General features: G+C 38.4%; 21 protein-coding genes. 2 read left to right on the top strand and 19 right to left on the bottom strand.

Annotated elements, in window-relative coordinates; translation table 11 throughout:
- Nucleotides 1-84 precede the first annotated feature (84 nt).
- On the bottom strand, nucleotides 85-1,068 hold the full coding sequence (locus tag ACHZEU_RS16770; protein ID WP_048394864.1) for a bile acid:sodium symporter family protein: 984 nt from the start codon (nucleotides 1,066-1,068) through the stop codon (nucleotides 85-87).
- Between the two features lie 11 nt (nucleotides 1,069-1,079).
- Entirely contained in the window at nucleotides 1,080-2,465 is a 1,386-nt protein-coding gene (locus ACHZEU_RS16765) for an FAD-binding oxidoreductase (protein WP_404803573.1), read from the bottom strand.
- Between the two features lie 225 nt (nucleotides 2,466-2,690).
- Here ACHZEU_RS16765 and ACHZEU_RS16760 point away from each other — a divergent pair, with 225 nt between their 5' ends.
- Nucleotides 2,691-3,416 carry a FadR/GntR family transcriptional regulator gene (locus ACHZEU_RS16760; protein ID WP_269897884.1) on the top strand — a complete coding sequence of 242 codons (726 nt, stop codon included), beginning with the start codon at nucleotides 2,691-2,693 and terminating at the stop codon, nucleotides 3,414-3,416.
- 221 nt (nucleotides 3,417-3,637) lie between these two features.
- Here the strand turns inward: ACHZEU_RS16760 and rlmD are convergent, their stop codons facing one another.
- The 16 genes from rlmD to ACHZEU_RS16680 form a co-directional block, all read right to left on the bottom strand.
- Nucleotides 3,638-5,005 (bottom strand): 23S rRNA (uracil(1939)-C(5))-methyltransferase RlmD, encoded by a 1,368-nt coding sequence (rlmD, locus tag ACHZEU_RS16755; protein WP_054549033.1) that lies wholly within the window; start codon nucleotides 5,003-5,005, stop codon nucleotides 3,638-3,640.
- A 109-nt stretch (nucleotides 5,006-5,114) separates the two neighbouring features.
- Complete coding sequence (locus ACHZEU_RS16750; protein WP_004225690.1) at nucleotides 5,115-5,237, bottom strand: cytochrome bd oxidase small subunit CydS; 123 nt, start codon at nucleotides 5,235-5,237, stop codon at nucleotides 5,115-5,117.
- Between the two features lie 13 nt (nucleotides 5,238-5,250).
- Entirely contained in the window at nucleotides 5,251-6,276 is a 1,026-nt protein-coding gene (locus ACHZEU_RS16745) for a cytochrome d ubiquinol oxidase subunit II (RefSeq protein WP_004225693.1), read from the bottom strand.
- Complete coding sequence (locus tag ACHZEU_RS16740; RefSeq protein WP_404803572.1) at nucleotides 6,273-7,619, bottom strand: cytochrome ubiquinol oxidase subunit I; 1,347 nt, start codon at nucleotides 7,617-7,619, stop codon at nucleotides 6,273-6,275. Before ACHZEU_RS16740 ends, ACHZEU_RS16745 begins: the two co-directional genes overlap by 4 nt.
- Nucleotides 7,620-8,048: 429 nt before the next feature.
- Entirely contained in the window at nucleotides 8,049-8,963 is a 915-nt protein-coding gene (locus tag ACHZEU_RS16735; protein WP_004225701.1) for a diacylglycerol kinase, read from the bottom strand.
- A gap of 72 nt (nucleotides 8,964-9,035) precedes the next feature.
- Nucleotides 9,036-9,599 carry a thioredoxin family protein gene (locus ACHZEU_RS16730; protein ID WP_054548986.1) on the bottom strand — a complete coding sequence of 188 codons (564 nt, stop codon included), beginning with the start codon at nucleotides 9,597-9,599 and terminating at the stop codon, nucleotides 9,036-9,038.
- A gap of 157 nt (nucleotides 9,600-9,756) precedes the next feature.
- The gene (gene gatB / locus ACHZEU_RS16725) at nucleotides 9,757-11,184 is read right to left on the bottom strand and encodes an Asp-tRNA(Asn)/Glu-tRNA(Gln) amidotransferase subunit GatB (RefSeq protein WP_048394874.1); all 1,428 of its coding nucleotides are present in this window, start codon (nucleotides 11,182-11,184) and stop codon (nucleotides 9,757-9,759) included.
- Nucleotide 11,185: 1 nt separating this feature from the next.
- Entirely contained in the window at nucleotides 11,186-12,649 is a 1,464-nt protein-coding gene (gatA, locus tag ACHZEU_RS16720) for an Asp-tRNA(Asn)/Glu-tRNA(Gln) amidotransferase subunit GatA (RefSeq protein WP_004225706.1), read from the bottom strand.
- A 24-nt stretch (nucleotides 12,650-12,673) separates the two neighbouring features.
- Nucleotides 12,674-12,961 (bottom strand): Asp-tRNA(Asn)/Glu-tRNA(Gln) amidotransferase subunit GatC, encoded by a 288-nt coding sequence (gene gatC, locus ACHZEU_RS16715; protein WP_004225708.1) that lies wholly within the window; start codon nucleotides 12,959-12,961, stop codon nucleotides 12,674-12,676.
- A 233-nt stretch (nucleotides 12,962-13,194) separates the two neighbouring features.
- Nucleotides 13,195-14,334, bottom strand: coding sequence for a CamS family sex pheromone protein (locus ACHZEU_RS16710; protein WP_048394876.1), 1,140 nt, complete (start codon nucleotides 14,332-14,334; stop codon nucleotides 13,195-13,197).
- Nucleotides 14,335-14,455: 121 nt separating this feature from the next.
- A complete protein-coding gene (gene ligA, locus ACHZEU_RS16705; protein ID WP_112116709.1) occupies nucleotides 14,456-16,459 on the bottom strand; it encodes an NAD-dependent DNA ligase LigA in 2,004 nt (667 codons plus the stop codon).
- A gap of 14 nt (nucleotides 16,460-16,473) precedes the next feature.
- Nucleotides 16,474-18,726 carry a DNA helicase PcrA gene (gene pcrA, locus ACHZEU_RS16700; RefSeq protein WP_315061702.1) on the bottom strand — a complete coding sequence of 751 codons (2,253 nt, stop codon included), beginning with the start codon at nucleotides 18,724-18,726 and terminating at the stop codon, nucleotides 16,474-16,476.
- Between the two features lie 32 nt (nucleotides 18,727-18,758).
- Nucleotides 18,759-19,448, bottom strand: a complete 690-nt coding sequence (locus ACHZEU_RS16695) for a heptaprenylglyceryl phosphate synthase (RefSeq protein ID WP_054548982.1) — start codon at nucleotides 19,446-19,448, stop codon at nucleotides 18,759-18,761.
- Nucleotides 19,449-19,559: 111 nt separating this feature from the next.
- Nucleotides 19,560-19,880: a YerC/YecD family TrpR-related protein gene (locus tag ACHZEU_RS16690; protein WP_004225717.1), complete on the bottom strand. Its 321-nt coding sequence runs from the start codon at nucleotides 19,878-19,880 to the stop codon at nucleotides 19,560-19,562.
- 15 nt (nucleotides 19,881-19,895) lie between these two features.
- Entirely contained in the window at nucleotides 19,896-20,951 is a 1,056-nt protein-coding gene (locus tag ACHZEU_RS16685) for a DUF3048 domain-containing protein (protein WP_308339970.1), read from the bottom strand.
- 68 nt (nucleotides 20,952-21,019) lie between these two features.
- Complete coding sequence (locus ACHZEU_RS16680) at nucleotides 21,020-22,741, bottom strand: adenine deaminase C-terminal domain-containing protein (RefSeq protein ID WP_054548980.1); 1,722 nt, start codon at nucleotides 22,739-22,741, stop codon at nucleotides 21,020-21,022.
- Between the two features lie 200 nt (nucleotides 22,742-22,941).
- On the opposite strand from ACHZEU_RS16680, the gene ACHZEU_RS16675 reads away from it, so the two are divergent.
- A complete protein-coding gene (locus tag ACHZEU_RS16675; protein WP_053075731.1) occupies nucleotides 22,942-23,367 on the top strand; it encodes a YgaP-like transmembrane domain in 426 nt (141 codons plus the stop codon).
- A gap of 106 nt (nucleotides 23,368-23,473) precedes the next feature.
- On the opposite strand, the gene purD is transcribed toward ACHZEU_RS16675, so the two are convergent.
- Nucleotides 23,474-24,730 (bottom strand): phosphoribosylamine--glycine ligase, encoded by a 1,257-nt coding sequence (purD, locus tag ACHZEU_RS16670; RefSeq protein WP_048394889.1) that lies wholly within the window; start codon nucleotides 24,728-24,730, stop codon nucleotides 23,474-23,476.
- Nucleotides 24,731-24,775: the final 45 nt, after the last annotated feature.

Here is a 24,775-nt window from a genome sequence, read left to right as displayed (position 1 = left end):
GAATGGATCCATTTGTGAGGTGGATTTAAACAAAATAGATAATATGACTGCAATACTATCGGGCAGAACTCAAATATTTACTTTCTATATTTGAGTTCTGCCGTTATCTTCTTGCATCTGTTTATTATACTGTACCTCTGGTTTCTCTGGTTTTTTCGACCAATAGGTAGCGAGAATCGGACCAGAAATATTATGCCAAACAGCCCCAAGTACACTAGGTAGGGCCGCTAAGGGACCGAAGTGGGCAGTGGCTAACGCTACACCCAGACCAGAGTTCTGCATTCCAACTTCAATTGAAATAGCTCTTCGATTGCTTTCATCAAGGCCTAATACACGAGCTGTTATATAACCAAATAACAATCCGAATGCGTTATGAAGCACTACAGCTGCAAAAATAATGGAGCCTGCCGAAGCGATGGTATCGACATTACCAGCAACAACAGCAGATACAATAATCATAATAGCAACTACTGAAATAAGAGGAATCACATTAATACTTTTTTCTACGATTTGAGGAACAACTCTTCTGATAATAATCCCTAGGATAATAGGGATAATAATTACTTGAATAATTGAAGTAAACATTGCTATTGGATCAACTGGCATCCATTTACCTGCAAGTAATAATAGGATGATTGGTGTGGCAATTGGAGCTAATAATGTCGAAAAGGATGTCATTGTGATGGACAAAGGTACATTTCCTTTAGCTAAATACACCATGACGTTTGAAGCAGTTCCACCAGGTACAGATCCAAGAAGGACTAGCCCTGCAGCTAATTCTGCTGGCAAGTTCATTATATAAGCAATTAAAAAAGCGGAAAGTGGCATGATAACATATTGAGCACATACACCAATAATGACTGGTACTGGATTCGTGATAACCAATTTAAAATCAACTGCTTTTAACGTCAGACCCATGCCAAACATAACAATGCCTAGCAAAATCGTGATATACCCGCCAAATATTAAAAAGGGTTCTGGAGCTATAAAGGCAATAACAGCAATACAAATAACCCATATAGCAAAGTATTTTCCAGCAATCGTACTAATCGCTTCTAAAATTTTCATATTTCCACTCCCTATATTTTTATTTTCAATATTTTATTCGGATTGAAAAGTGTGTCAGGGTCAAGTGCTTGTTTAATCTTTTCCATCACTAGAAGTGCTTTACCGTGTTCTTTCTCTTGATATTTCTGCTTACCAATGCCCACACCATGTTCTCCTGTGCAAGTTCCTCCTCGTTCCAGTGCATACATCACAATCAACTCATTTAATTCATCAGCTTTCTTTATTTCCTTTGGATCATTCATATCAATCATTAATAGTACATGGAAATTTCCATCACCAACATGTCCAACAACCCCACCTGTAAGCGCTAACATATCAAGTGCTTCTCTTGCATGTTCAATAGCACCTGCTAACTCGGATATCGGTAAGCAAACATCGGTTACCATTAGTTTTTTTCCTGGATGTCCATGGACATAGGCGTAAGCTAAATTATGGCGAGCTTCCCATAGTTGATTTCGGGCTGCATTATCCATCTCAAATTCAATATTTTTGCAATTATGAGCCGCTACAATCTCTTTCATAAATTCTACATCCTGCCTTAAGCCAGCCTCATTTCCCTCAAATTCCAAAAATAAGGTTGGTTGTTCTTCATAAGCTGTTTGACTATACAAGTTCAYTTGTTTCATTGAAGGTTCATTTACAAGTTCAACTCTTGCAATGGGAATTGCCGCTTGTAGAATACTCACAACACCTTCCACAGCATCATTCACTGTTTCGAAGGACGCTCTAGCAGCCATRACACATTCAGGAATACCATAAACTCTTAACGTCAACTCAGTAAAACAACCAAGTGTTCCCTCTGACCCAACAAATAGACCGTTTAAATGATAGCCCGATGAAGATTTTTCTGCTAAATTCCCTGTATGAATCACTGTTCCATCTGACAGAACAACCTCTAAATCTCGAACTTGATCGCGCATAGTTCCATATTTAACAGATGTTGTCCCACTAGCATTTGTTGCGGCCATTCCTCCAATTGTCGCATCTGCTCCTGGGTCTACGGAGAAAAATAATCCATATTTCTTCAACTCTTTATTCAATTGAGAACGTGTCACCCCTGGTTGAACTTTCACAAGAAAGTCCTTCTCTCTAACTTCTACTATTTTGTTCATGAGTGAAAAATCAATTGTTATCCCATGATTATAAGGAATCACATGTCCTTCTAAGCTTGTTCCTCTTCCAAATGGCACTATTGGTACTTTGTATTGATTTGCTATGTTCATTATCTTACTCACTTCTTCTGTCTTTGTCGGAAATACCACAATATCGGGTAGACAGGCACTATGATAGGATTCATCACTGCTATGCTGTTCTAAAATCGTTTGATTGATTGTCACTTCAATTTCTGGAAGAACACTTCGTAGGGCCATCACTAATTCTTCATTTGTAGTAATCATTTTTTCCTTCCCCTTTTGCTCTCATAGTATTTGGATGGTTTAATTAATAATTTTATATGTCATACCAATTTTCTATATTCTTAAAATTGGTCCAACCTTTTTACATTGTACTAAATATTCAGAAAATATCAACTATTATTTTTTTTCGTAAATTGATAAACATGCTGTATTTCTGTATGATTAAAGCGTTTATAGTACTATGTATTTAAGGTGGTGAGATAGGTAATGCCTCAACCAAAGAAAAAAGCGTATCAAGTAATTGTTGATCAAATAAAGGAATATTTTTTAAATGGTGAATTACAGCCTGGGGATAAACTCCCGACAGAAAGAGAATTAGCAAGTCGTTTTAATGTCAGTCGAACATCGGTAAGAGAGGCACTTCGAAAGCTTGAAATAAAGGGATTTATTGAAATTAAACAAGGCAGTGGTAGCTTTATTAAAACAGCAGAGTCCCATACTTTAGGTGAAGAACTTTCCTCTACAATTATTAATACTGAAAAAAAATTAATTTATGAAATGTTGGAGCTTCGCCAAGCACTTGAAGTGGAGTGTGCCTTTTTAGCTTCACGACGAGCTACTTCTGTAGACTTAGAACGAATTAGCCAAGCATTAGACATGATGGATCAAGGTAAAAATGATGTAGAATTAGGAATTCAAGCAGACCTAAGTTTCCATCATAATATTGTACTCGCTTCACATAACTCTATATTTTTACAATTATTTCAAACCCTTAGTGAGCATATGCAAGACACAATCCGAGCTACCCGCAGACAACGCTTGGAAGATTCGGAACGAATGCAAGAGACTATTGATGAACATAAAAAAATTTACTTAGCCATCGCCTCTGGAGATGCGAACCAAGCTAAGCAACTCATGGAAAACCATATCACGCAAATAAGACGAGAATTGACAGAGTCACTTTTAAGTCATATTGGAGAAAAAAACAATTAAAACTAGAGATACACAATTATATATAGTTTATAAGTGATGGGATGTTCTGAATGGTTTTTGTCAGTGGGAATTGGCTCAATTAGTGAATGTTACAGATGGAAGAAATTACATCGAAAAAAACTCGGATTCGTATTTGATCGAATCCGAGTTTTTATTGATTTTAACTAAATTCCGTCCTAAAACGGTAATTTTTATATTGTATAGATGAGTTTAGTAATGTGTTACACATTTAACTTAAGCCATGCCACGGCTTCACAATGTGTGGAGTGCGGGAACATATCCACTGGCTGGATTTCCTGCGTTTGATAGCCGCCATCCTCTAAAATGCGAAGATCGCGTGCTAGTGTGGCTGGGTTACAGGATACGTAGACCACTCGTTTTGGTCGTTGCTCTAGAATAGTAGTTAGCAGTGCTTCATCGCAGCCTTTGCGCGGTGGATCAACTACTAGTACGTCTGCTTCCTTGCCTTCTTTATACCATCTTGGGATAACTTCCTCTGCTGGGCCTGCCTCAAAATAAGTATTTGTAAAACCATTAAGCAGTGCGTTGCGTTTGGCATCTTCAATCGCTTGTGGGACAATTTCCACGCCCATGACAGCCTTTGCTTTTTGAGCAAGGAATAAAGAAATCGTACCAATTCCACAATACGCATCAATGACACGTTCATCTCCCTGTAAGTCAGCATAATCTAGTGCTTGCTTGTAGAGGACCTCTGTTTGCTCTGGGTTGACTTGATAGAAAGAACGAGCAGAGATTTCAAAACGTACATTACCGATAGTATCAATAATAACGTCTTTACCCCAAAGGTTGATTGTGTCATCACCAAAAATAACATTGGTTTTCTCACTATTCACATTTTGCATAATTGATGTAACGTTTGGCACTAGCTTTTGGATTACTGCAATAGCTGCCTCTTTTTGTGGGAACTTTTTCTTTTTCGTTACAAGGACAACCATGACTTCTCCTGTTGCTCGTGCTTTACGGATAACGACATGACGCAACATGCCTTCATGTGTATGCTCATTGTAAGAGCGAACACCTAACGTTGCTAATTCCTTTTTCAAGCCTGCAAGAATAGCATCTGCTTCTCCTGTTTGAATTAAACAGCGATCCATATCCACAATGCTATGCGTTTTTGTTTTATAAAAGCCTGCAATCGCTTGTCCTGCTTCATTTTCAGAGAAAGGAATTTGTGCTTTATTACGGTAGTGCCAAGGTTCTTTCATACCTTTTACTGGGTGAACAGGTGCATGAATTTTACCAATCCGCTGCATCACATTGCGCACCATATTTTCTTTCCATTTTAGCTGCCCCTCATAGGATAAATGCTGTAATTGACAGCCGCCACACTGCTTGAAGTAATCACATGGAGCTTCAACACGGTCTGGAGATGGCTTGATAATATCTATTACCTTTGCAAAGCCATAGTTTTTTAATGTTTTTAACACATGGATTTCGGCCGTTTCGTTTGGCAGTGCGCCTTGTATGAATAGTGGATAACCTTCAACCTTTGCGACACCATTGCCATCATGCGTTAGATCTTCTATATAAACTGAAAGTCGTTCATTTTTTTTCACGGGTGCTGACATTCGTACATCCTCCATTTCAATCTCCTTATTGTAGCATGTGTTGGCGAATGAAAAAAGAACAAGACTTGGCTGTTGCGCGTCTCTGCTAATTAACTTGAAAAAAGAGTCGCTATTCGCGACTCTTTTCCTGCTCTTTTGTAATATGATAATCCCTTGGTGCCCACCAAAATGCACACAAGATCCCAAGAATGACGACAATAAAAGGTGCATAAAAAATTAAAAAACTTTGCATATGTGCTTTCCTCCTATGCGTGATTGTCTTCTTTTCCTGTCACATATTTTTTATTGAATAAGAATAGTTTCATCAATAAATAAAGTGAAGGAAGAAGAAGACACAGTCCTAAAATAAATGCGATAACTAAAGCGATCGCCATTTGTGTGCTTGTAAAGCTATCGTAAATGGTTAAATACGGATACAGTAGGTATGGATATTGAGCAATTCCATAAGCAAAGAAGGCTACGGCAAATTGAGCAATCAGGAGCCCAACTGCAAGTCCGTACTTTTTACGCATGGCAATGAGTACGACTGTGACAATAAATAAGACAGCTGAAATCGCAAACATCCACCATAAATTTACCATATGACTGTAGCTCTCTGGGTTGATGGATTTCATTTCATACATAATGCCAAGCGCACTAATCATTAGCGGTGCTGCCCACACAAGAGCATATTTTCTCATTAGTTTCGTTGCTTCGCTATCATTTGCTTTATGCGCGTACCATGTTAAAAATACGGCAGAAATATACAATACCGCAGCGATACTTAGTACCACAATGCTCCAAGCAAATGGACTTGTATATAAAGTCCAGTAGTTCAGCACAGGCTGCCCATCAATTACATCAACATAGCCTCCACCAGCAATGGCAAAGACAACGGATAAAGAAGCGGGAATTAATAAACCTGCTACACCATATGTCAGTGTATATCCGATATGGCCTCGTGTACCATACGATTCAAAGGCATAGTAGGAGCCTCGAATTGCCAATAGTACAAGCGAAATACTAACGGGCACAAGTAAAATCGTTCCGTAATAAAAAGCGGTTTGCGGGAAAAAACCTACGATTCCTACAAAGAAGAATACTAAAAAGACATTGGTAACTTCCCAAACAGGCGATAAATAACGTTTAATAATATTTGTTAAAATATGATTTTTTCCAATAAGTAGGCTGTATGCATTAAAGAAGCCAGCACCAAAATCGATTGATGCGACTATGACATAGCCAAATAGGAATATCCATAATACTGAAATACCTAAAATCTCTAACGTCATAGGATGTCACCGCCTTTTTCAGAGTGGCGATCTTCAATCTCGCGTTCGATTGGGTTCTTTTTAAACATTCTTACCAATACGACAATACTTCCCACTGCTAATACTGCATAGACTCCTGCGAATAAAAGCAGCATTAAATCCACATGGTCGCTCGTCGTAGCTCCCTCAGGTGTACGCATTAGTCCATAAAGTATCCATGGTTGACGTCCAACTTCGGCAAGCCACCAACCTGCTTCAATCGCGATAATTGATAGTGGTCCTCCCGCTACGATAATCCATCTATACCATCGTGTATGAATAAACTGCCAGCCCCGTGCTTTCCCTACAACATAAAGTAATGAAACTAGCATCATAAACATACCAATGGAAACCATGATATCAAAGAGATAGTGAATATAGAGTGGTGGTAGATCCTCTTCCTCAAATTGATCTAAGCCGATTACCTCTGCATTAGGATTAAAATGTGCAAGAATGCTTAAAGCATACGGAATTTTGATAGCATATTTAACTTCTTCTCCATCTAAGACACCAAATAATACAAGAGACGCCTTACCTTCTGTTTCAAAATGCCATTCTGCTGCTGCTAGTTTTTCGGGTTGATATTCAGCTAAGTATTTTCCTGAAAAATCTCCAATCACAGCGGCTGCTATGGAGAAAATCAAGCCAATTTTCATTAGTAAAAGTAGTGATTTTTTATGGTATACATGCTTCGAGCCTTTTAACATTCTAAATCCTGCAATAGCTGCTAGCACAAATGCCGATGTCATGTACGCTGTCACAAGTACATGTGCAACCTTCGTTGGCATGGCGGGGTTAAACATTGCAAGAAAAGGTTGAATATTAACAAGTTCTCCGTCTACGATATCAAATCCTCTTGGTGCGTTCATAAAAGCATTAACGATTGTGATAAAGACTGCCGACATCGATGCTCCGACAGCAACAGGGATTAACAGAAGCATATGCTTTTTCTGACTATCAAAGCGATCCCAAGTATATAAATAGATGCCCAAGAATATCGCCTCAAAGAAAAATGCAAACGTTTCCATAAAAAGTGGTAACGCAATTGTTTGACCAGCGAGTTGCATAAAATTAGGCCACAATAATGATAGTTGTAAGCCGATTGCGGTTCCAGTTACCACGCCGACTGCTACAGTAATGACAAAACCACGGGCCCAACGTCTTGCCATTAAGATATAATGTTCATCATTCTTTTTATACCCAGTCCATTGAGCAATCATAATCATTAACGGGACACCCACACCAATTGTTGCATAAATAATATGGAACGATAATGTTAACTCCGTTAATGCTCGGCTCCAATAGACCGCTGATTCATTAATCATCTCATTGCCCCCTTAACTTCCAAATATTCTTCCAAGAATAGAAAGTAGCATAATGATTGCAACACCAAAGCTTAGCCATATAAGCTTCTTTTCTTGTGACTTATACAAAGGCAACACTTCCTTTCCCTTATCCATACCCCCATTTTCCACTATTCCAACGAAAAAAACCTTAATAACGGACCGAAACTTCAGTCTATTATTAAGGTTTCAAATTTTGTTCAAGTAATATACGCACATTTGCCAAACATTTTTCTAATTTCATTCACATTCTTACTTCTAAAGCTTAGTTTATGGGATTTAGCCAGTTTTATTCTAATGATGGAATTTTAATTTGGAGCGGCCTCTCCTTCTTTGAGAGCACTTCAAGCAATCAAAAAAATACAAAATAAAGCTCATCCACAATAAAATCGGATGAGCTTTTCGGGTTCATTAAATACGGTCTTCCTCTCGAATATCTGCGAGTGGAACAAAGATTTCGATGTGACGCTTTAGGTTTTCAAATGTAGCAGGAGCGTCTCCGCCATATTCGCCATCGAGGTTAAGGTGGACCTCATTTTCTGTAGTAACTTTGACAACGCTAGCTTTTTTGTAGATGACACGATCATCATTTAAATGTTCGCCTCTTAGTGCCATGGCAGCTAGTTGAATAAATTCAGGAAGACTTACCTTCTTTAGCACTATTAAAGTAAAGTAACCATCATTAATGCTTGCATCAGGAGCTAGTTTTTCAAAGCCGCCTACTGAATTCGTTAACCCACATAGGAACATCATAGCGTCGCCATCAAATACTTCGCCATCATATTCAATGCGCATATGTGAGGCTTTGATGGATGGAATCATCTCAACTGCCTTTACATAATAGGCTAACTGACCAAGCATTGTTTTCATTTTGCTTGGTACTTCGTATGTTAGCTCTGTAATACGTCCGCCAGCAGCAATATTGATGAAATAGCGTTCGCCATTTAAGAGTCCAACATCCACTGGCAATGTGTCGCCTTGAATAATAATGTCTACTGCCTCTTCAATATTTCGAGGGATATGCACGGCACGGGCAAAATCATTTGTAGTGCCCATTGGAATTAGACCAACTTTCGGACGGTTTTCAAATGGACTTACACCTGAAACAACTTCATTTAATGTGCCATCTCCACCAACTGCGATGATGATATCAAAACCGCGTTCTACCGCATTTTTTGCTGCAAGCGTTGCATCGCCTTCACATGTTGTTGCGTGACAGGARGTCTCATAGCCTGCTACCTCTAGTTTTTCCAACACCTCTGGTAGATGTTTCTTAAACACTTCGCGTCCAGATGTAGGATTATAAATGATTCTTGCTCGTTTCATAACATACCTTCCTGCTTCATAAGATTCTACTTCATTCAACGATTTATACGTTGAAATGTTGCAATACTCTTGTTATTTTTGTAATGCTTCTGTTACTTGCTTCTTAAAGTCCTCATAAACAAATGTCCAATATGTTTGATTGGAGATATTTTCTTCACGAATTTCTGCATAAAGAGCCTTTTGTGCCTCTTCAAATGTTGGATCTTCTTTATCTGGTAAGCTTGCTCGTTTCGTTACGACGAACTCTTGTAATTCTGGTGCGCGTGGTCCCCATTTTCCAATCACTTCTCCAGCATCATCTAATAATAGATAAATTGGAATTGCACGACCACCGTTTGTTAAATAACGATCAATTAGTTCTGTATCAGCATCACGGAAAACGGTACGCATATCTAATCCTGCCGCTTCAGCAATACGGCGAATAATTGGATTATTTAACATTGCGTCTCCGCACCAATCCTCTGTAATCGTTAAAATTTTAGGTTGTTTTTCTTTTAATAACTCAATAAAATCATCGTTTGTTGGTACTTCAAAGCCATCATAAATACGAAAGCTTTCTTCTTTTAACGTCGTCATGTTCTCCATATATTGCTGTATTGATATAGCTTCATTAAAATACTGTTGTTCTGTTTTCATTGGCTCGTCCCCCTTATTACTGTCTATTCTATATTTTGCTATGAATACTCTTTTTAAACAACTATTAAGTTTCGCAAAATGCAAATTTGTTACATTTTTGAAAATTAATAGCCGAGGGAGCAATGAAGCTCTCTCGGCTATTATGTTACAACGAGTATTATCGTTTGGCAATTTCTTGTTGTAATAATTTATTAACCATTGGTGGGTTAGCTTGACCTTTTGTTGCCTTCATAATTTGACCAACTAAGAAGCCAATCGCACGGTCTTTACCATTTTTGAAGTCCTCGATAGATTGAGCATTGTTATCTAAAACTTCTGTTACGATTGCTAGTAATGCACCTTCATCAGAAATTTGCACTAAGCCTTTTGCTTTCACAATATCCTGTGCAGATCCGCCATTTTCTACCAATTCAGCAAATACTTTTTTACCGATCTTAGAAGAAATTGTACCGTCTGTGATTAATTTCACCATTTCAGCAAGGTTTTCTGGTGTTAATGCAGTATCTTTTAGATCTTTTTGCTCTGCGTTTAAATAAGCAGAAACATCTCCCATTAACCAGTTAGCAGAAAGCTTAGCATCTGCCCCATTTGCTACCATTGCCTCAAAGAAGTCTGAGATCTCTTTAGAGATAACAAGAACTCCAGCATCATAAGGTGTTAAGCCTAGTTCTTCAACATAGCGTTTTTTACGAGCATCTGGAAGCTCAGGAATTTCAGATTTCACACGCTCTAACCATGCATCATCAATTGAAAGACGAACTAAGTCTGGCTCTGGGAAGTAACGGTAATCGTCTGTTCCCTCTTTAACACGCATTAAAATTGTTTTACCTGTTTTTTCATCAAAACGACGTGTTTCTTGCTCAATCACGCCACCAGATAACAATACATCTGCTTGACGTAATTCTTCATGTTCTAAACCACGACGAACATAGTTGAAGGAGTTCAGGTTTTTAAGCTCTGTTTTTGTACCAAATTCTTCTTGACCATAAGGGCGAATAGAAATATTGGCATCACAACGTAATGAGCCTTCTTCCATCTTACAATCAGATACGTCAGTATATTGAATAATCGATTTTAATTTTTCGAGATATGCATATGCTTCGTTTGGTGTACGAATATCTGGCTCAGAAACGATTTCAACAAGCGGTGTTCCTTGACGGTTAAAGTCAACTAGTGAATGGTCACCAGCATGTGAAAGTTTACCAGCATCTTCTTCCATATGAAGACGTGTGATACCGATACGTTTTGTATAGCCGTCTACTTCAATATCAATCCAACCATTTTTACCGATTGGTTTATCGAATTGTGAAATTTGATAAGCTTTCGGATTATCTGGATAGAAGTAGTTTTTACGGTCAAACTTTGTTTCTTGTTCGATTTCCATATTGAGTGCAAGTGCTGCACGCATAGCGAAATCTACTACATTTTTGTTCAGGACTGGTAGGACCCCAGGATAGCCTAAATCGATTACTGTTGTATTTGTATTTGGTTCAGCACCAAAGTGAGCTGGTGCTGGTGAGAAGATTTTTGAGTTAGTCTTCAACTCAACGTGTACTTCTAAACCAATGACTGTTTCAAAGTTCATGTTATTTTCCCTCCCACATTTGAGGAACTTCTTTATGGAACTCAGTTGCTTGTTCAAAAGCATGAGCCACACGGTAAATAGTTGCTTCATCGAAATATTTACCAATTATTTGTAAACCTAATGGTAGGCCGTTTTCAAAGCCACAAGGAATTGAAATCGCTGGTACACCTGCTAAGTTCATCGGGATTGTTAAAATATCGTTTGCATACATTGTCATTGGATCATCAACATTTTCACCAATCTTGAATGCTGGTGTTGGAGCTGTTGGTCCAATGATAACATCAAAGTCTTCAAATACTTTATCGTAGTCTGCTTTGATCAATGTACGTGCTTGTTGTGCTTTTTTGTAGTACGCATCATACGTACCTGCACTTAGTGAATAAGTACCTAGCATGATACGTCGTTTTACTTCATCACCAAAGCCTTGTGCACGTGTTTCTTTATAAAGGTCCATTAAATTTGTAACGTTTTCTGCACGGAAACCATAGCGGATACCATCAAAACGAGATAAGTTAGAAGACGCTTCAGATGAAGAAAGGATATAGTACGCAGCTAGTGCATATTTCGAGTGAGGAAGTGATACCTCTTCTACAGTAGCACCTAAGCCTTTTAATACCTCTAATGCCGCAAGCACTGATTGACGAGCTGCTTCACCAACTCCTTCACCAAGGAATTCTTTTGGCACAGCGATACGTAAGCCCTTAACATCACCAGTAAGAGCTGCAGCGTAATTTGGCACCTCAACATTCGCAGAAGTCGAATCATTTGGATCTAATCCAGCGATAGCTTCTAGTAATAGCGCATTATCTTCAACATTGCGTGTAATTGGTCCAATTTGATCTAGAGAAGATGCGAATGCAACGAGACCAAAACGAGATACACGACCATATGTAGGTTTCATCCCTACAACACCACAGTAAGCTGCAGGTTGACGGATTGAACCACCTGTATCTGATCCAAGAGAGAATGGTACTTCACCAGCTGCTACAGCTGCTGCAGATGCACCTGAAGAACCTCCTGGTACGTGGTTTAAGTTCCATGGATTTTTTGTTGTTTTATAGTATGAGTTTTCGTTTGAAGAACCCATTGCAAATTCATCCATGTTTAATTTACCAACTGTAATCATGCCAGCTTCACGTAGCTTGTTGACAACAGTTGCATCATAGATCGGCATAAAGCCTTCTAGAATTTTAGAGGCACATGTTGTTTCTAAGCCTTCTGTTACGATGTTGTCTTTCACACCGATCGGTAGACCGAATAATGGTCCACGCTTTTCAAATGGTACTTTATCCATTTCAGCAGCTTGAGCAGTTGCTTTTTCTTCGTTTGAAGCAAGGAATGCTTGTACATCGCCATCAAGCTTTGCAATACGCTCGTATGCTTCTTTCGTTAAGTCAGCGATAGATAAGTTACCCGCTTTAATTTCTGCTTGTAACTCCTTAGCTGAACGTTCAAATAGCGTCATGAGGAATCCTCCTATGTTTTAGTATTACATGATAGCTGGTACTTTTACTTGACCATCTTCTTGTTCTTTTACGTTTAACATCATTACTTCGCGGTCTAAACCTTTTACTGCTACATCTTCACGCATTACATTCACTAATGGTAAAACGTGCGTTGTTGGTTCAACATTTGTTGTATCCAGTTCATTTAACTGCTCCGCAAAGTCTGTAATTTTACCAAGCTGTTCAGCAAATTTCTCTGCTTCTTCTTCTGTAATTGCAAGACGTGCTAAATTTGCCACGTGCTTTACTTCTTCTTTTGTTAATTTAGCCATTTTTCACACCTCCGAATACTTGTTCAATTCATTGTTTTTATTGATAACAATAGGGTTGAATAAAGTTAACCATGCCAATAATCATAACATTTTTCATTTTAAAAATCACAACTTTCACTAAAAATATAGAAACTTTCACTACTATAACAAAGTGTTGTCTCTATCATCCTGTTGTGTTCCTCTATTTCAATCCATTACCATAAAAAATATAGTCAGCACAAAGGCTGACTATATTAATCATAAACATGCACGTAAGGGTCCTTGTCATTGGCCTTTTTGATGATTAATGCCTCAGGACCATTCACTGAAGTAACACTTACTTCCACATGAATATTATCAAATTGATTGATTAAAATCCCTGTTAAATATTGCGTAAATCCTATTATCTCTGCTTTGCCGAAAAATTGGATTGGGATTTCAATCGAAAGGTTTTGTATTTGTTTATTACGATAGAAACCAGTTCCGATCACACTTGTATAGTTAGAAAAATATTTATCAACATCTTGTTTGAAGTTCTTGAAGTTATTGTTGACATCTCGGTATACATCTTGTGAATCATCTGTTGGGAACAAGACGTAATTTTCATCTATACCTTCCCAATCAGCGATGCTGTTCTGCCCAGCTTTTGCTACACCATAGCTAAAGTATGTCCCTGGAATAATTTGATTACGGGCTTGTTGCTTAAACAGACCGACCACAATCGGTACATCCTTTAACTCTTCACGTGAACGTAAACGAGAAACGATTTCAGCAGCCATTTTTTTGCCCTGCTCAATAAGAGTAGACTCTGAAATTGGTTCCTCGTAATATTCGCCATACTGTTCTTTTTGATAGTAATAGATAGAATTTAAGGCAAGACCGATTGAAATCCCACCTAGTTTCACTTTATTATCCTTCGTTTTTGTTAAGTAGTTTTGCTCTACAATATGGGATAAATAAACTGGAGCCTTTGTTGCTCGCTCCTCAGGTGTCATTGTGTCTGTTGTCGGTGGATTTAATCCATCCTCTGTTTGTGAACTACGAGCAAGCCAAGAGCTTACTGTACTTTCAGCTAAATATTGACCTTCTTGGAAGTAGTAGTTTTCTGTGTCGAACTCATTTTGAGATAAACGCATTAAACCTGATTCAACTTCCTTCATATCATATTTCGTATAAATGTTAGATACCACTAGACCTCTACTTGCACTCTCTTTATAAGGGATAAGCGTCTTATAATAAGATTCATCAATTTGTATGCTTGGGATAATTGTTGTTTCAGCTTTTTCTTTCTGTTGCGTTTCCTGTGTAAGCTCTGTCTCCTTCTTGTCAGAAGGCACACAGCCGACTAGCATTGCAGCAGCTACGATTGCTGGAATGAGTCGAAAAGACTTCATTATTTAGTGCTCCTTTACTAATAGTCAATTTTAGGTCGACGAAACTACTCGACGCCTTGTTGTAACGGTTGTGCACTCAACATTGCCTCCTATTCATAAAAGGAAGGATATCATGCACTTATTAAATGAGGTTAAGTTGTTCAATTAAGTTATCTTCAGTCCAAACTTCGATACCCAATTGCTCAGCCTTTGTTAGTTTAGAGCCTGCATCCGCACCTGCGATCACTAGATCTGTTTTTTTGCTGACACTACCCGTGACTGTACCACCTAACTCTTCTATTTTCGCTTTTGCTTCGTTGCGTGTCAATTGCTCAAGTTTACCAGTTAAGACAATTGTTTTACCTGCAAAAGGACTATCACCTATCGCTACTTCTACTTTTTTACCTTTGTATGTCATATTCACGCCTGCATCAGCAAGACGCTTAATGACTGCTCGTGCATCTTCATTTGAGAAATACTCCACTAACGATGAAGCCATTTTATCTCCAATTTCATAAATTGCTACAAGCTGCTCCTCTGTTGCAGCCATCACTGCTTCCATTGAACCAAATTCCTCTGATACGATTTTGGCTGCTTTTTCACCAACATGACGAATTCCTAGTCCAATTAATAAACGCTCCATCGAATTTTCCTTCGATGCTTGAATGGCATTTACTAAATTAGTTGCTGATTTTTCGCCCATACGCTCCAATTCCACAAGCTGCTCTACCGTTAAATGATACAGGTCAGAAACATCATGTATTAAATCTGCACGTAATAATTGCTCCACTACTTTATCCCCAAGACCGTCAATATTCATCGCGTTTCGAGAAACAAAATATTTTATGCTTTCTGCAATTTGCGCAAAGCAGGCAGGATTTACACAGCGCAGGGCAACTTCGCCTTCAATCCGAATCAATTCACTATCACAAACAGGGCAATTTTTTGGCATGACAAAAGGGACTGAGTCCTCAGGACGTTGTTCTATTAGCACACCCACAACTTGAGGAATAATGTCACCAGCTTTTCGAATAATAACTGTATCTCCAAGACGAATATCCTTATCTCGAATTAAATCTTCATTGTGTAAAGAAGCACGTTGAACGGTCGTTCCTGCTACTTGTACGGGGGTTAAAATCGCCGTAGGAGTAACAACACCTGTACGACCTACTGTTAAATCAATATCAAGTAACGTTGTAACAACTTCCTCTGCGGGAAATTTGTAGGCAATCGCCCAGCGTGGACTCTTTGCTGTATAACCTAGTTCATCTTGCTGAGCATAACGGTCAACTTTAATAACAATTCCGTCAATCTCGTAAGCTAATTTTGGACGATTTTCTGTCCAATGTTCTATAAAGGCCATTACCTCTTCAATAGTAGAGCATCGTTGGCGTTCTTTATTGGAAGGGAAGCCTAAGCCTTCTAAATAATCAAGCATTTCTGCATGACCGTCGATACCATATACTTCTCCGTCTCCGCCAATGGCATAGATAAACGTTGATAATTGGCGACTGGCCGCAATTTTAGGGTCTAACTGACGTAATGAGCCAGCAGCAGCATTCCGTGGATTAGCAAATAACTCCTCACCATTGTCTGCACGTTGGGCATTTAAGTTTTCAAAGGATTTTTTTGGCATATACGCCTCACCACGTACTTCAATCGTAATGGGTTCCTTTAAACGAAGGGGAATCGCACGGATTGTCTTTAAATTGGCGGTAATATCTTCTCCTACCACACCATCTCCTCTTGTAGCCCCTTGTACAAACATGCCATTTTCATATTTTAATGAAATAGCTAAACCATCTATTTTCAGCTCACATACATATGAAAATTGGTCTCCGATAGCCTGACGCACTTTACGATCGAATTCTCGTAAATCCGCTTCATGAAAAGCATTTGAAAGACTAAGCATTGGGTAATCATGCGTCACTTTTTTAAAACCTTCTACCACTGCTCCACCAACACGCTGCGTAGGAGAATCGGGGTAAATAAGGGATGGGTTCGCTTCTTCTAATGCAATCAGTTCCTGTAATAGCTGGTCATAGACACTATCTGCCACGACAGGTTTATCTAATACATAATAGGCATAACCATATTCATGCAATAATTTATTTAACTCCGCTATTCGCTGTTCTATTTCGTTCATTTATGTTCCTCCGCTTACGCTTTTTCAATCGGTGCAAATTGAGCAAGTAATCGCTTTATACCAATTGGTTGTGGGAATGCGATATCAAGCTCTGTACTATCACCTTCACCTTTTACACTAACAACCATACCTGTTCCCCATTTTTTATGAATCGCCTTATCTCCAGCCTTCCATCCAAATTGATCTCCCCCCGTTGCTTGTAAACGTGCTGTGGCAGGTTGTGTTTGCTGAATAGCACCCAGCGTACGCTTTTGATGGCCACTGGTTGAACGATTGTTAGTAGCAAATGGTACTGTTGATGTTGTCCCTGCCTTAGAAATTGACTCTGTAATATCTTGAGAAATTTCACCTAAAAATCGGGATGCATTATTAAAGCTTGAACGACCAAAAATCGTACGGCTTTGGGCACATGTTAAATATAGACGTTCCTCAGCACGGGTCACACCTACGTACATAAGGCGGCGTTCCTCTTCCATTTCATCTTGATCGTCTAATGAGCGGGAATGTGGGAAGATGTTTTCCTCCATACCGATTATAAAGACAACTGGGAACTCTAAGCCTTTAGCTGCATGCATCGTCATTAAAATAATATTGCCTTTAGATGCATCCTCCTTGTCGAGTGCATCAATATCAGCTATAAGGGCTAAATCTGTTAAAAAGGCAATTAAGCTTTTATCATCACTACGCTCTTCAAAAGCCTTTGTGACAGATAAAAACTCTTCAATATTTTCTAAACGGCTTTCTGCTTCAATTGTTTTTTCGTTTTGTAACATTGCTCGATAACCCGATTTATCAATAACTTGCTCCACAATTTCAGTGACAGATAGATATTCCTGCATTTGTGTAAAGCCTTTAATCATGGCATAAAATTGCTCAGCCGAATTTGCTGCTTTCCCTGATAATCCCATGAAAACAAGATCATTCATCGCATCAAAAATCGAACGATCCTGATCTATCGCATAACGTGCCATTTTTTCAAAGGAAGTTGCACCAATACTGCGCTTTGGCTCATTAATAATACGTGCTAGTGATAAATCATCATCATTATTAGCAATAAGTCGTAAATATGCTAGTAAGTCCTTTATCTCTTTTCGATCATAGAACTTTGTTCCGCCTACTATTTGATAGGCCATATTGGACTTAACAAGTACTTCCTCCATTACACGAGATTGAGCGTTTGTACGATATAAAATAGCAAAGTCATCAAATGAACGATTTTCTTTTTCAATTAACTGTTGAATCGTTTGTACAACAAATTGCGCTTCCTCCTGCTCGTTATAAGCTTTATATAGTGCAATCTTTTCACCTTCTGAATTTTCTGTGCGTAATTCTTTTGGGTAACGTGTTGTATTATTTTGAATGACGTCATTGGCTGCCTGTAGGATGCGTTTAGTTGAACGATAATTTTGCTCTAGCATAATCACCTTTGCAGTTGGATAATCCTTTTCGAAGGATAGGATATTCCCAATATCTGCACCACGCCAACGATAGATAGACTGATCGGAATCACCTACAACACAAATATTTTTAAATTTCTTTGCTAGTAACTGTACAAGTAAATACTGAGATTTATTGGTATCTTGATATTCATCGACATGAATATATTGAAATTTATTTTGATAATATTCAAGCACTTCAGGTACACGTTTAAACAACGTAATAGTCGTCATAATCAAATCATCAAAATCAAGGGATTGGTTGCGGCGTAATCTTTTCTCATAGCCTTTATAGACACGTGCAACTGTTTGTTCATAAGGATTCTTATCATTCATTTGGCCTGCGTAATCATCCGCTGCTATACACTCGTTTTTTGCTGCACTAATAGCATTTAAAATTGCTCGTGGCTCAAAACGTTTTGGATCAATATTTTCTTCCTTCATCACATTTTTGATGACTGAAAGCTGATCCGTAGAATCTAAAATAGAGAAATTACGAGAAATGCCTAGTTGATCGATATTACGACGTAAAATTCTTACACACATAGAGTGGAAAGTAGAAACCCACATACTATCGCCCGTACCATTACCAAGAATGCCATCAATACGTTCACGCATTTCTCGTGCTGCTTTATTTGTAAATGTAATCGCTAAAATTTTAGAAGGATATACTTCCTTTTCGATAACTAGGTAAGCAATACGATGTGTTAAAACTCGTGTTTTTCCTGACCCAGCACCTGCCATAATGAGTAATGGTCCTTCAGTTGTTTTAACTGCTCTTTCTTGTTCAGGATTCATGCCTGCTAGTAAATTTTTTGTTAACTGTTCCATTTCGCACCGCCTTACAAACATTTGTTCTAAAATTATAACGTATTTTTAACAGCCTTAACAGTCGCAAGTGCAGCTTTTAAATCTTCGTAAATAATATTTCCAACTACTACCGTATCTGCAACGCGTGCCATTTCCTCTGCTTGCTTTACAGATGTTATGCCACCACCGTAAAAGAGTTTGGTATGCTTCAGTTCGTTTTTCACAGCACTAACTACCTCTAGATTGCCATACATTCCACTGTACTCTAAATAAAAAACAGGCAGTTTAAAGAAATTCTCTGCCATGCGTGCATAAGCTACCACGTCATCAATTGTTAAATCTGTTTTCGCACCCGTTACATGGGCTACTTTACAATCAGGATTTAAAATACAATATCCTTCCGCTACTAATTCATCCCATACCATAATATCGCCGTATTCTTTAATAGCCTCATGATGTAAATTTTTAATCCATTTTGGATCATCACTATTTAATACCGTTGGGATGAAATAATAGTCGTAACCTGGTGTTACCGCATCGATCGTAGAAATTTCAAGTGCTATCGGCACCTCAAAACGACGCACTCGAACAAGTAAATCTAATACCCCATCCAACGTTACATTATCTGTTCCCCCGACCAAAATAACATCTGTCCCAGACTCGCAAATTTTTTCTAATGCTTCATCGGAAATGTCCTTCGCTGGATCTAGCTTGAACACATGTCTCCATTCTAAATAATCCATCTATGTTTACCACCTATCATTTTCTATCTATTCGTTTACAAGTATAGCTTATGATTCACGACAAAAAAATGAAAAAGACCGAGTAGAACTTCTACTCAGCCTTTTTTCTGACTATTCTTTTGGTGCTTGGAATGGTTTTTCATCTGGATACAAACGACCTAACATTTCATCATATGTATCATTCCCATAATCGAAGCAGCGACGCACGCGCGAAATAGTTGCAGTACTTGCCCCTGTTTCCTTTTTAATGGATTCGTAGGTTTTCTTTAATCGTAATAAATGTGCAACCTCAAAGCGTTGTGCCAACGATTGAATTTCACTAATCGTACATAAATCATCAAAAAACTTATAGCATTCCTCGATGTCCTTCAACTCTAACACTGCTTTAAATAATTGATCTGTTTGATGCCCCCGAATTTTTTCGATTTGCATACAATTTTCCTCCCTTTAAGGCTGCGTTTTCACCATTGCTTGTAACCCTGGCGAAGATGGTACGAAATGAACCCACGACTTTCCTGGTACAAGCTTTACAGGATCCCCTGTTTGCTCTACAGCCATTGGTATTCCATTAACATTAGCCCATTTGACTTCCCTCAAATAGCCATTTTGAAATACATACGCATTTCCACCAGACGTTAAATCAATTGCTTGGCGACCAATATCATCAATTGTTTGGTGATCCATTTCGAAAAATAGAACATTTGCTAATGACACTGTTTCGCCTGTTAACATATCTTTTGTGTCCACGCTAGCCGATTGTCGTTCATAGTGATTAGTTTGATGATTATACACATACGCGTTATGGAAATCTTCATTATTTCCGTAATAAATGTCAACTTGACTTGTTTCAATACCTATTTTACCACGTTCATCTGGTTCATAAAAAGCCTGAAGTACTTTTTCACTGTAATTCATTGAAGCACCTACCATTTCAGCACCTTTTAGAATGTTTTCTGATGTAATATAGGAATTGTGTGGTGCAACGCGGTCGTTAGAACGTTTAAACAGAATACCATCATAAGCCATACCGTTGATATTGTCGACGATACGATGATCAAGCATTGTTTTCGCCTCTGGACTATAGCCATGTGCTACATAAAAGGCATCAAATCCCTTGGCCATATCGATAAAATAAGAGCGTGCACTACGAACTGGTCCAATATTTTCAGGCAGTTCACTTTGGTATACTGCTAAAAAGCGTGTCACATTACCTTCTGCAAGCATTTCATAAATGATATCCGCCGCAGCTAAGCCTGATTGTGGACGTGCCGCTGGATGATTATTAATGGTTACGATAATTGGTCGCTGTGTAATTTCTTCTTGTACAGCCTCCCCAGTAAGTGGTGCAACAAATGCTGGTTGTTGCACAGGCTCCTCCACTACTGCTTCTTCCTCTACAATTGGTTCATCATCCTCTTTGACTTTTGGTGTATCCTTTGAACATCCCCCGATTACCAAAGCACTAAATGCAAAAGCAATCCATAATTTTTTCGATTTGAACACAAGCATATCTCTCCTTTGAACAATTACAATATTTGTAATTGTTTAAACAACTGAAACACTTTCATGAATTAGCGCATAACAGCAGGTAATAATAACTTATTCTTCATCACATCGAAAATTCCTTGTGGTGTTATACGAATATATGGTAAATGAGTAGATTGTAAAAATAATAATGTATAAATGGCATCTCCTAATTGATAGCCTCTATCTGCTAAAGCTTGTTTTAAAGCCTTTTCTTTCTCTGTTAAAGTGAATACATCTCCATCATATAAAAGCCCACCAATTGTTAATGGTATATCCGCTATAACTTCACCTTTTTCGACGAGAACAATACCACCATTCATTGCCTTCATTTCTTCGAAGGCTTTAATCATATCGTCTTTATTTTTTCCAATTAACAATATGTCACCCGTGTTGGAATAAGAGGATGCAAAGCCTTGGACATCTGTTGCAAATCCTTTAATCATTGTATTTACATGCCAGTTGCCTTTTCGGTTAATGAGCATTAAATAACACTCATCATGATTTGCCAATGGCCCTTCTTTCGTAATTAAAGAATTATAAGGCTTTGTAATCACATCATTAACTAATTGAATCCCAAACGGCATAGAAAACTGGAAATCCTGTGAATCTAATGAGAAATCTAAATCTAAAGCTGGGATGGCAGAATAATCAATTGTCGCCATTCTATGCACACGATCTCCATTACGCTTCAACCAGACACCCTTTGATAAAACACTTTCTGGAACAGGATGATATTCATCTTGTAAAATATTGAGTGAAGCAAAACGCCCTGTTGCGATAAAACCATGTAAATTAGACATGTTGTAATAACGTGCTACATTATAGGAAGCCATTTGATAAGCATCAATAGGAGATACCCCTGCATCTAAAGCTACTTGAATGCATTTATCCATCACACCATCCTCATGGAATGAAGGAGTTGAACCGTCTGTTGTCATCATTAAATGATCAAAGATTGGAAGCTCTTTTTCTACTATTCCTTTTAGTAGATGTGGTAAATCTGGTCGTATGGAAGAATGACGTAAAGTTACAGCATAGCCCTGCATAATACGACGCTCTACCTCTTCTACTGTCATTGCCTCATGATCACCATCAGCACCGAGCAGTTTCATTCGTGCCAATGTTCTTTCTGAAGCTCCAGGGAAATGACCTTCAATTTTTTTTCCCAGTCCCTTAGCCATTTGCATACGATAAAGCATTTGATCGTCGCCATGCAACAGCTTAGGCCAGCCTGTCAACTCTCCACCAAGTAAGACATCACTTCGCTCTAACCACTCTAATATAGAAGTATTAGAGAAAACCTCTTCTTCTTGCTCCAATTCAGTTTGTGAGTCAAAGCGAGTCCACCAATAAAAAGAAAAAGGTAGCTTTTTCAAACTCTCTAAAATTGAAAACGCTTTCTTATTTTCTAAATTTAAAACAAAGCTTAAATTATCCGAAATAAAAGTTGTTGTCCCAAGCTGACCACAAAAATCTGCAAATGACTGTGGATGATAAAGCTGGAATGGGTGTACATGTGGCTCAATATAGCCAGGTACGATTGTTTTTCCTGTACAATCCACCACTTCTGTTCCTTCTAATAAAGGAGGCATTCTGTCACCAGCATAGACAATGCGATCTCCCAAAATCCAAATGTTCCCTACTATGAATTGCTTTAACATACTATGCAAATAACGTGCATTCTTCAGCACGATATCTGGTGCCTTTTTCCCATCGATTACTGCTAATTGTTGACGTATTTTTGTTATTTTCCATACTGGATCCATGCTATTCGCTCCTTCCTAAATTACGTAATTTTTCATTGTGTAAATCCAACTTGAAATCACATACTACTACTGCATAATCGCATATTTTCATAAAAATTATGCTTTATGCAATCATCTTGTTTCAATCGTAACACAGCACTTTCATAAAGCAAAGTGCACCTCGCTTATTTTTTCCACAATGACTAAAGGAGGAAGTAATGATGATGCAGCAAGCAAATTTAAGCGAAAAGAATGCATTTTGTCGTTTTGCCATGGGGACAAGTTTAACCGCATTTGGTATCGCTAAAGTTTCTAGAAATCCTAATTGTACAAAAGGTCGATTAATGATTGCATTAGGTGCCATGAAAATGGCTGAGGGACTTTTTAAATATTGTCCAACGAAAGCAGTTTTAAGCTCCAATATGCAGAATGCCATGAACACCTCTATGCAAAGTATGTTCAGCGGGCAAAATTCTATGTCTACTGAACAAATCGATAAGCTCATGAAGGATTTTTCCTCTGCTATAGCTGGTAATTCTTCAGGTTCACAAGCTACTGCTTCAAAACAATCTAACACCAGCACTTCAACCCAAAATTCCTCAAATAGTAGCGATTCTTCAACGAATAAAGCTCAGAATCCTTCTTAGTCAAAGGAGCCGTCCCAATCTATTATTGAGACGGCTCTTACCTCTTACGTTTTGAAACAACAAGAGGTTTCAAAAGACGATAAAAAATATTTAGTGAAAATAATAATTACTTAAACGTACGCCAGCCAATATCTTTACGGAAGAAAAAGTGATCCCATGTTTCCGTTGCAATACCTTCATAAACCTTTTCCTGTGCTTCTTGTAAAGTAGCTGCTTTTGCACCAACTAACAGTACACGTCCTCCATTACCAACGAATTGACCGTCTACTAATTTTGTACCTGCATGGAAAACTGCATGTGATGTCGAAATTGCCTCTAAATTCGGTAATACCTTACCTTTTTCAACGTCTCCTGGGTAACCCTCTGCTGCAATGACTACACCAAGCATTGCTTCTTCTGACCATTGTAAATCAAAAGGCTGTTCATCCATTAACGCCATCATAAATGCACCAAAATCTGAAACCATACGTGGCAATACAACTTGAGTTTCAGGATCACCAAAACGGGCATTAAACTCTATGACCTGAGGACCTTTCTTTGTTAAAATTAACCCTGCGTATAAAATACCTGTAAAGGAAGCACCATCTGCCTCCATCCCTTTAACAGTTGGTTCTACAATAGTTTGAAATGCAATATCTATTACCTCTTGTGGGATTTGTGGTACTGGTGAATAAGCACCCATACCTCCTGTGTTTGGTCCTTTATCACCGTCATAAGCTCGTTTATGATCTTGTGCAATAACCATCGGATAAATTTGTCCTTTGTGCACAAAAGACATAAAGGAGAATTCTTCACCGTCTAAAAATTCCTCAACGACAACACGTGAAGAGGATTCACCAAAACGTTGGTTTCCAATCATATCCTCTACAGCTTCAATCGCTTCTTCCTCTGTCATTGCCACAACGACACCCTTACCAGCCGCTAAACCATCAGCCTTAATGACAATAGGCGCACCTTGTTCTTTAATATAGACTATTGCTTTTTCTGCTTCAGTAAATGTTTCATGTGCTGCTGTAGGAATATTGTATTTATTCATAATTTCTTTCGCATAGGATTTACTGCTTTCTATTTGAGCAGCAACTTTTGTAGGACCAAAAATACGTAAACCTCTAGCTGTAAAGAAATCGACAATGCCTTCAGCAAGCGGCTGTTCTGGGCCAACAAATGTTAATGCAATATCATTTTCCTTGGCAAATTGAGCGAGACCTGCGAAATCCATTGTATCAATAGCAACAACTTCTACTTCGCCTCGCATCCCATCATTTCCTGGCGCTACGAATACGTTGTTCACTGATGGAGAGATGCTAAATTGTTTAGCTATTGCGTGCTCACGGCCACCGCTTCCGATTACTAATACATTCATTTTAGAGAATCCTCCTCTTTGTAAGTAAAACCGAGATGAACCAAC

The organism is Lysinibacillus sp. S1 (assembly GCF_044986265.1).
Taxonomy (GTDB): Bacteria; Bacillota; Bacilli; order Bacillales_A; family Planococcaceae; genus Lysinibacillus; species Lysinibacillus capsici.
This window is presented reverse-complemented; position numbering and strand designations above follow the sequence as displayed.

Excerpts from the sequence above, each read along its gene's own strand:
- ACHZEU_RS16770 (WP_048394864.1), bottom strand. The coding sequence starts at position 1,068 with ATGAAAATTTTAGAAGCGATTAGTACGATTGCTGGAAAATACTTTGCT.
- ACHZEU_RS16760 (WP_269897884.1), top strand. The coding sequence starts at position 2,691 with ATGCCTCAACCAAAGAAAAAAGCGTATCAAGTAATTGTTGATCAAATA.
- rlmD (WP_054549033.1), bottom strand. The coding sequence starts at position 5,005 with ATGTCAGCACCCGTGAAAAAAAATGAACGACTTTCAGTTTATATAGAA.
- ACHZEU_RS16750 (WP_004225690.1), bottom strand. The coding sequence starts at position 5,237 with ATGCAAAGTTTTTTAATTTTTTATGCACCTTTTATTGTCGTCATTCTT.
- ACHZEU_RS16745 (WP_004225693.1), bottom strand. The coding sequence starts at position 6,276 with ATGACGTTAGAGATTTTAGGTATTTCAGTATTATGGATATTCCTATTT.
- ACHZEU_RS16740 (WP_404803572.1), bottom strand. The coding sequence starts at position 7,619 with ATGATTAATGAATCAGCGGTCTATTGGAGCCGAGCATTAACGGAGTTA.
- ACHZEU_RS16730 (WP_054548986.1), bottom strand. The coding sequence starts at position 9,599 with ATGAAAACAGAACAACAGTATTTTAATGAAGCTATATCAATACAGCAA.
- gatB (WP_048394874.1), bottom strand. The coding sequence starts at position 11,184 with ATGAACTTTGAAACAGTCATTGGTTTAGAAGTACACGTTGAGTTGAAG.
- gatA (WP_004225706.1), bottom strand. The coding sequence starts at position 12,649 with ATGACGCTATTTGAACGTTCAGCTAAGGAGTTACAAGCAGAAATTAAA.
- gatC (WP_004225708.1), bottom strand. The coding sequence starts at position 12,961 with ATGGCTAAATTAACAAAAGAAGAAGTAAAGCACGTGGCAAATTTAGCA.
- ACHZEU_RS16710 (WP_048394876.1), bottom strand. The coding sequence starts at position 14,334 with ATGAAGTCTTTTCGACTCATTCCAGCAATCGTAGCTGCTGCAATGCTA.
- ligA (WP_112116709.1), bottom strand. The coding sequence starts at position 16,459 with ATGAACGAAATAGAACAGCGAATAGCGGAGTTAAATAAATTATTGCAT.
- pcrA (WP_315061702.1), bottom strand. The coding sequence starts at position 18,726 with ATGGAACAGTTAACAAAAAATTTACTAGCAGGCATGAATCCTGAACAA.
- ACHZEU_RS16695 (WP_054548982.1), bottom strand. The coding sequence starts at position 19,448 with ATGGATTATTTAGAATGGAGACATGTGTTCAAGCTAGATCCAGCGAAG.
- ACHZEU_RS16690 (WP_004225717.1), bottom strand. The coding sequence starts at position 19,880 with ATGCAAATCGAAAAAATTCGGGGGCATCAAACAGATCAATTATTTAAA.
- ACHZEU_RS16680 (WP_054548980.1), bottom strand. The coding sequence starts at position 22,741 with ATGGATCCAGTATGGAAAATAACAAAAATACGTCAACAATTAGCAGTA.
- ACHZEU_RS16675 (WP_053075731.1), top strand. The coding sequence starts at position 22,942 with ATGATGCAGCAAGCAAATTTAAGCGAAAAGAATGCATTTTGTCGTTTT.
- purD (WP_048394889.1), bottom strand. The coding sequence starts at position 24,730 with ATGAATGTATTAGTAATCGGAAGCGGTGGCCGTGAGCACGCAATAGCT.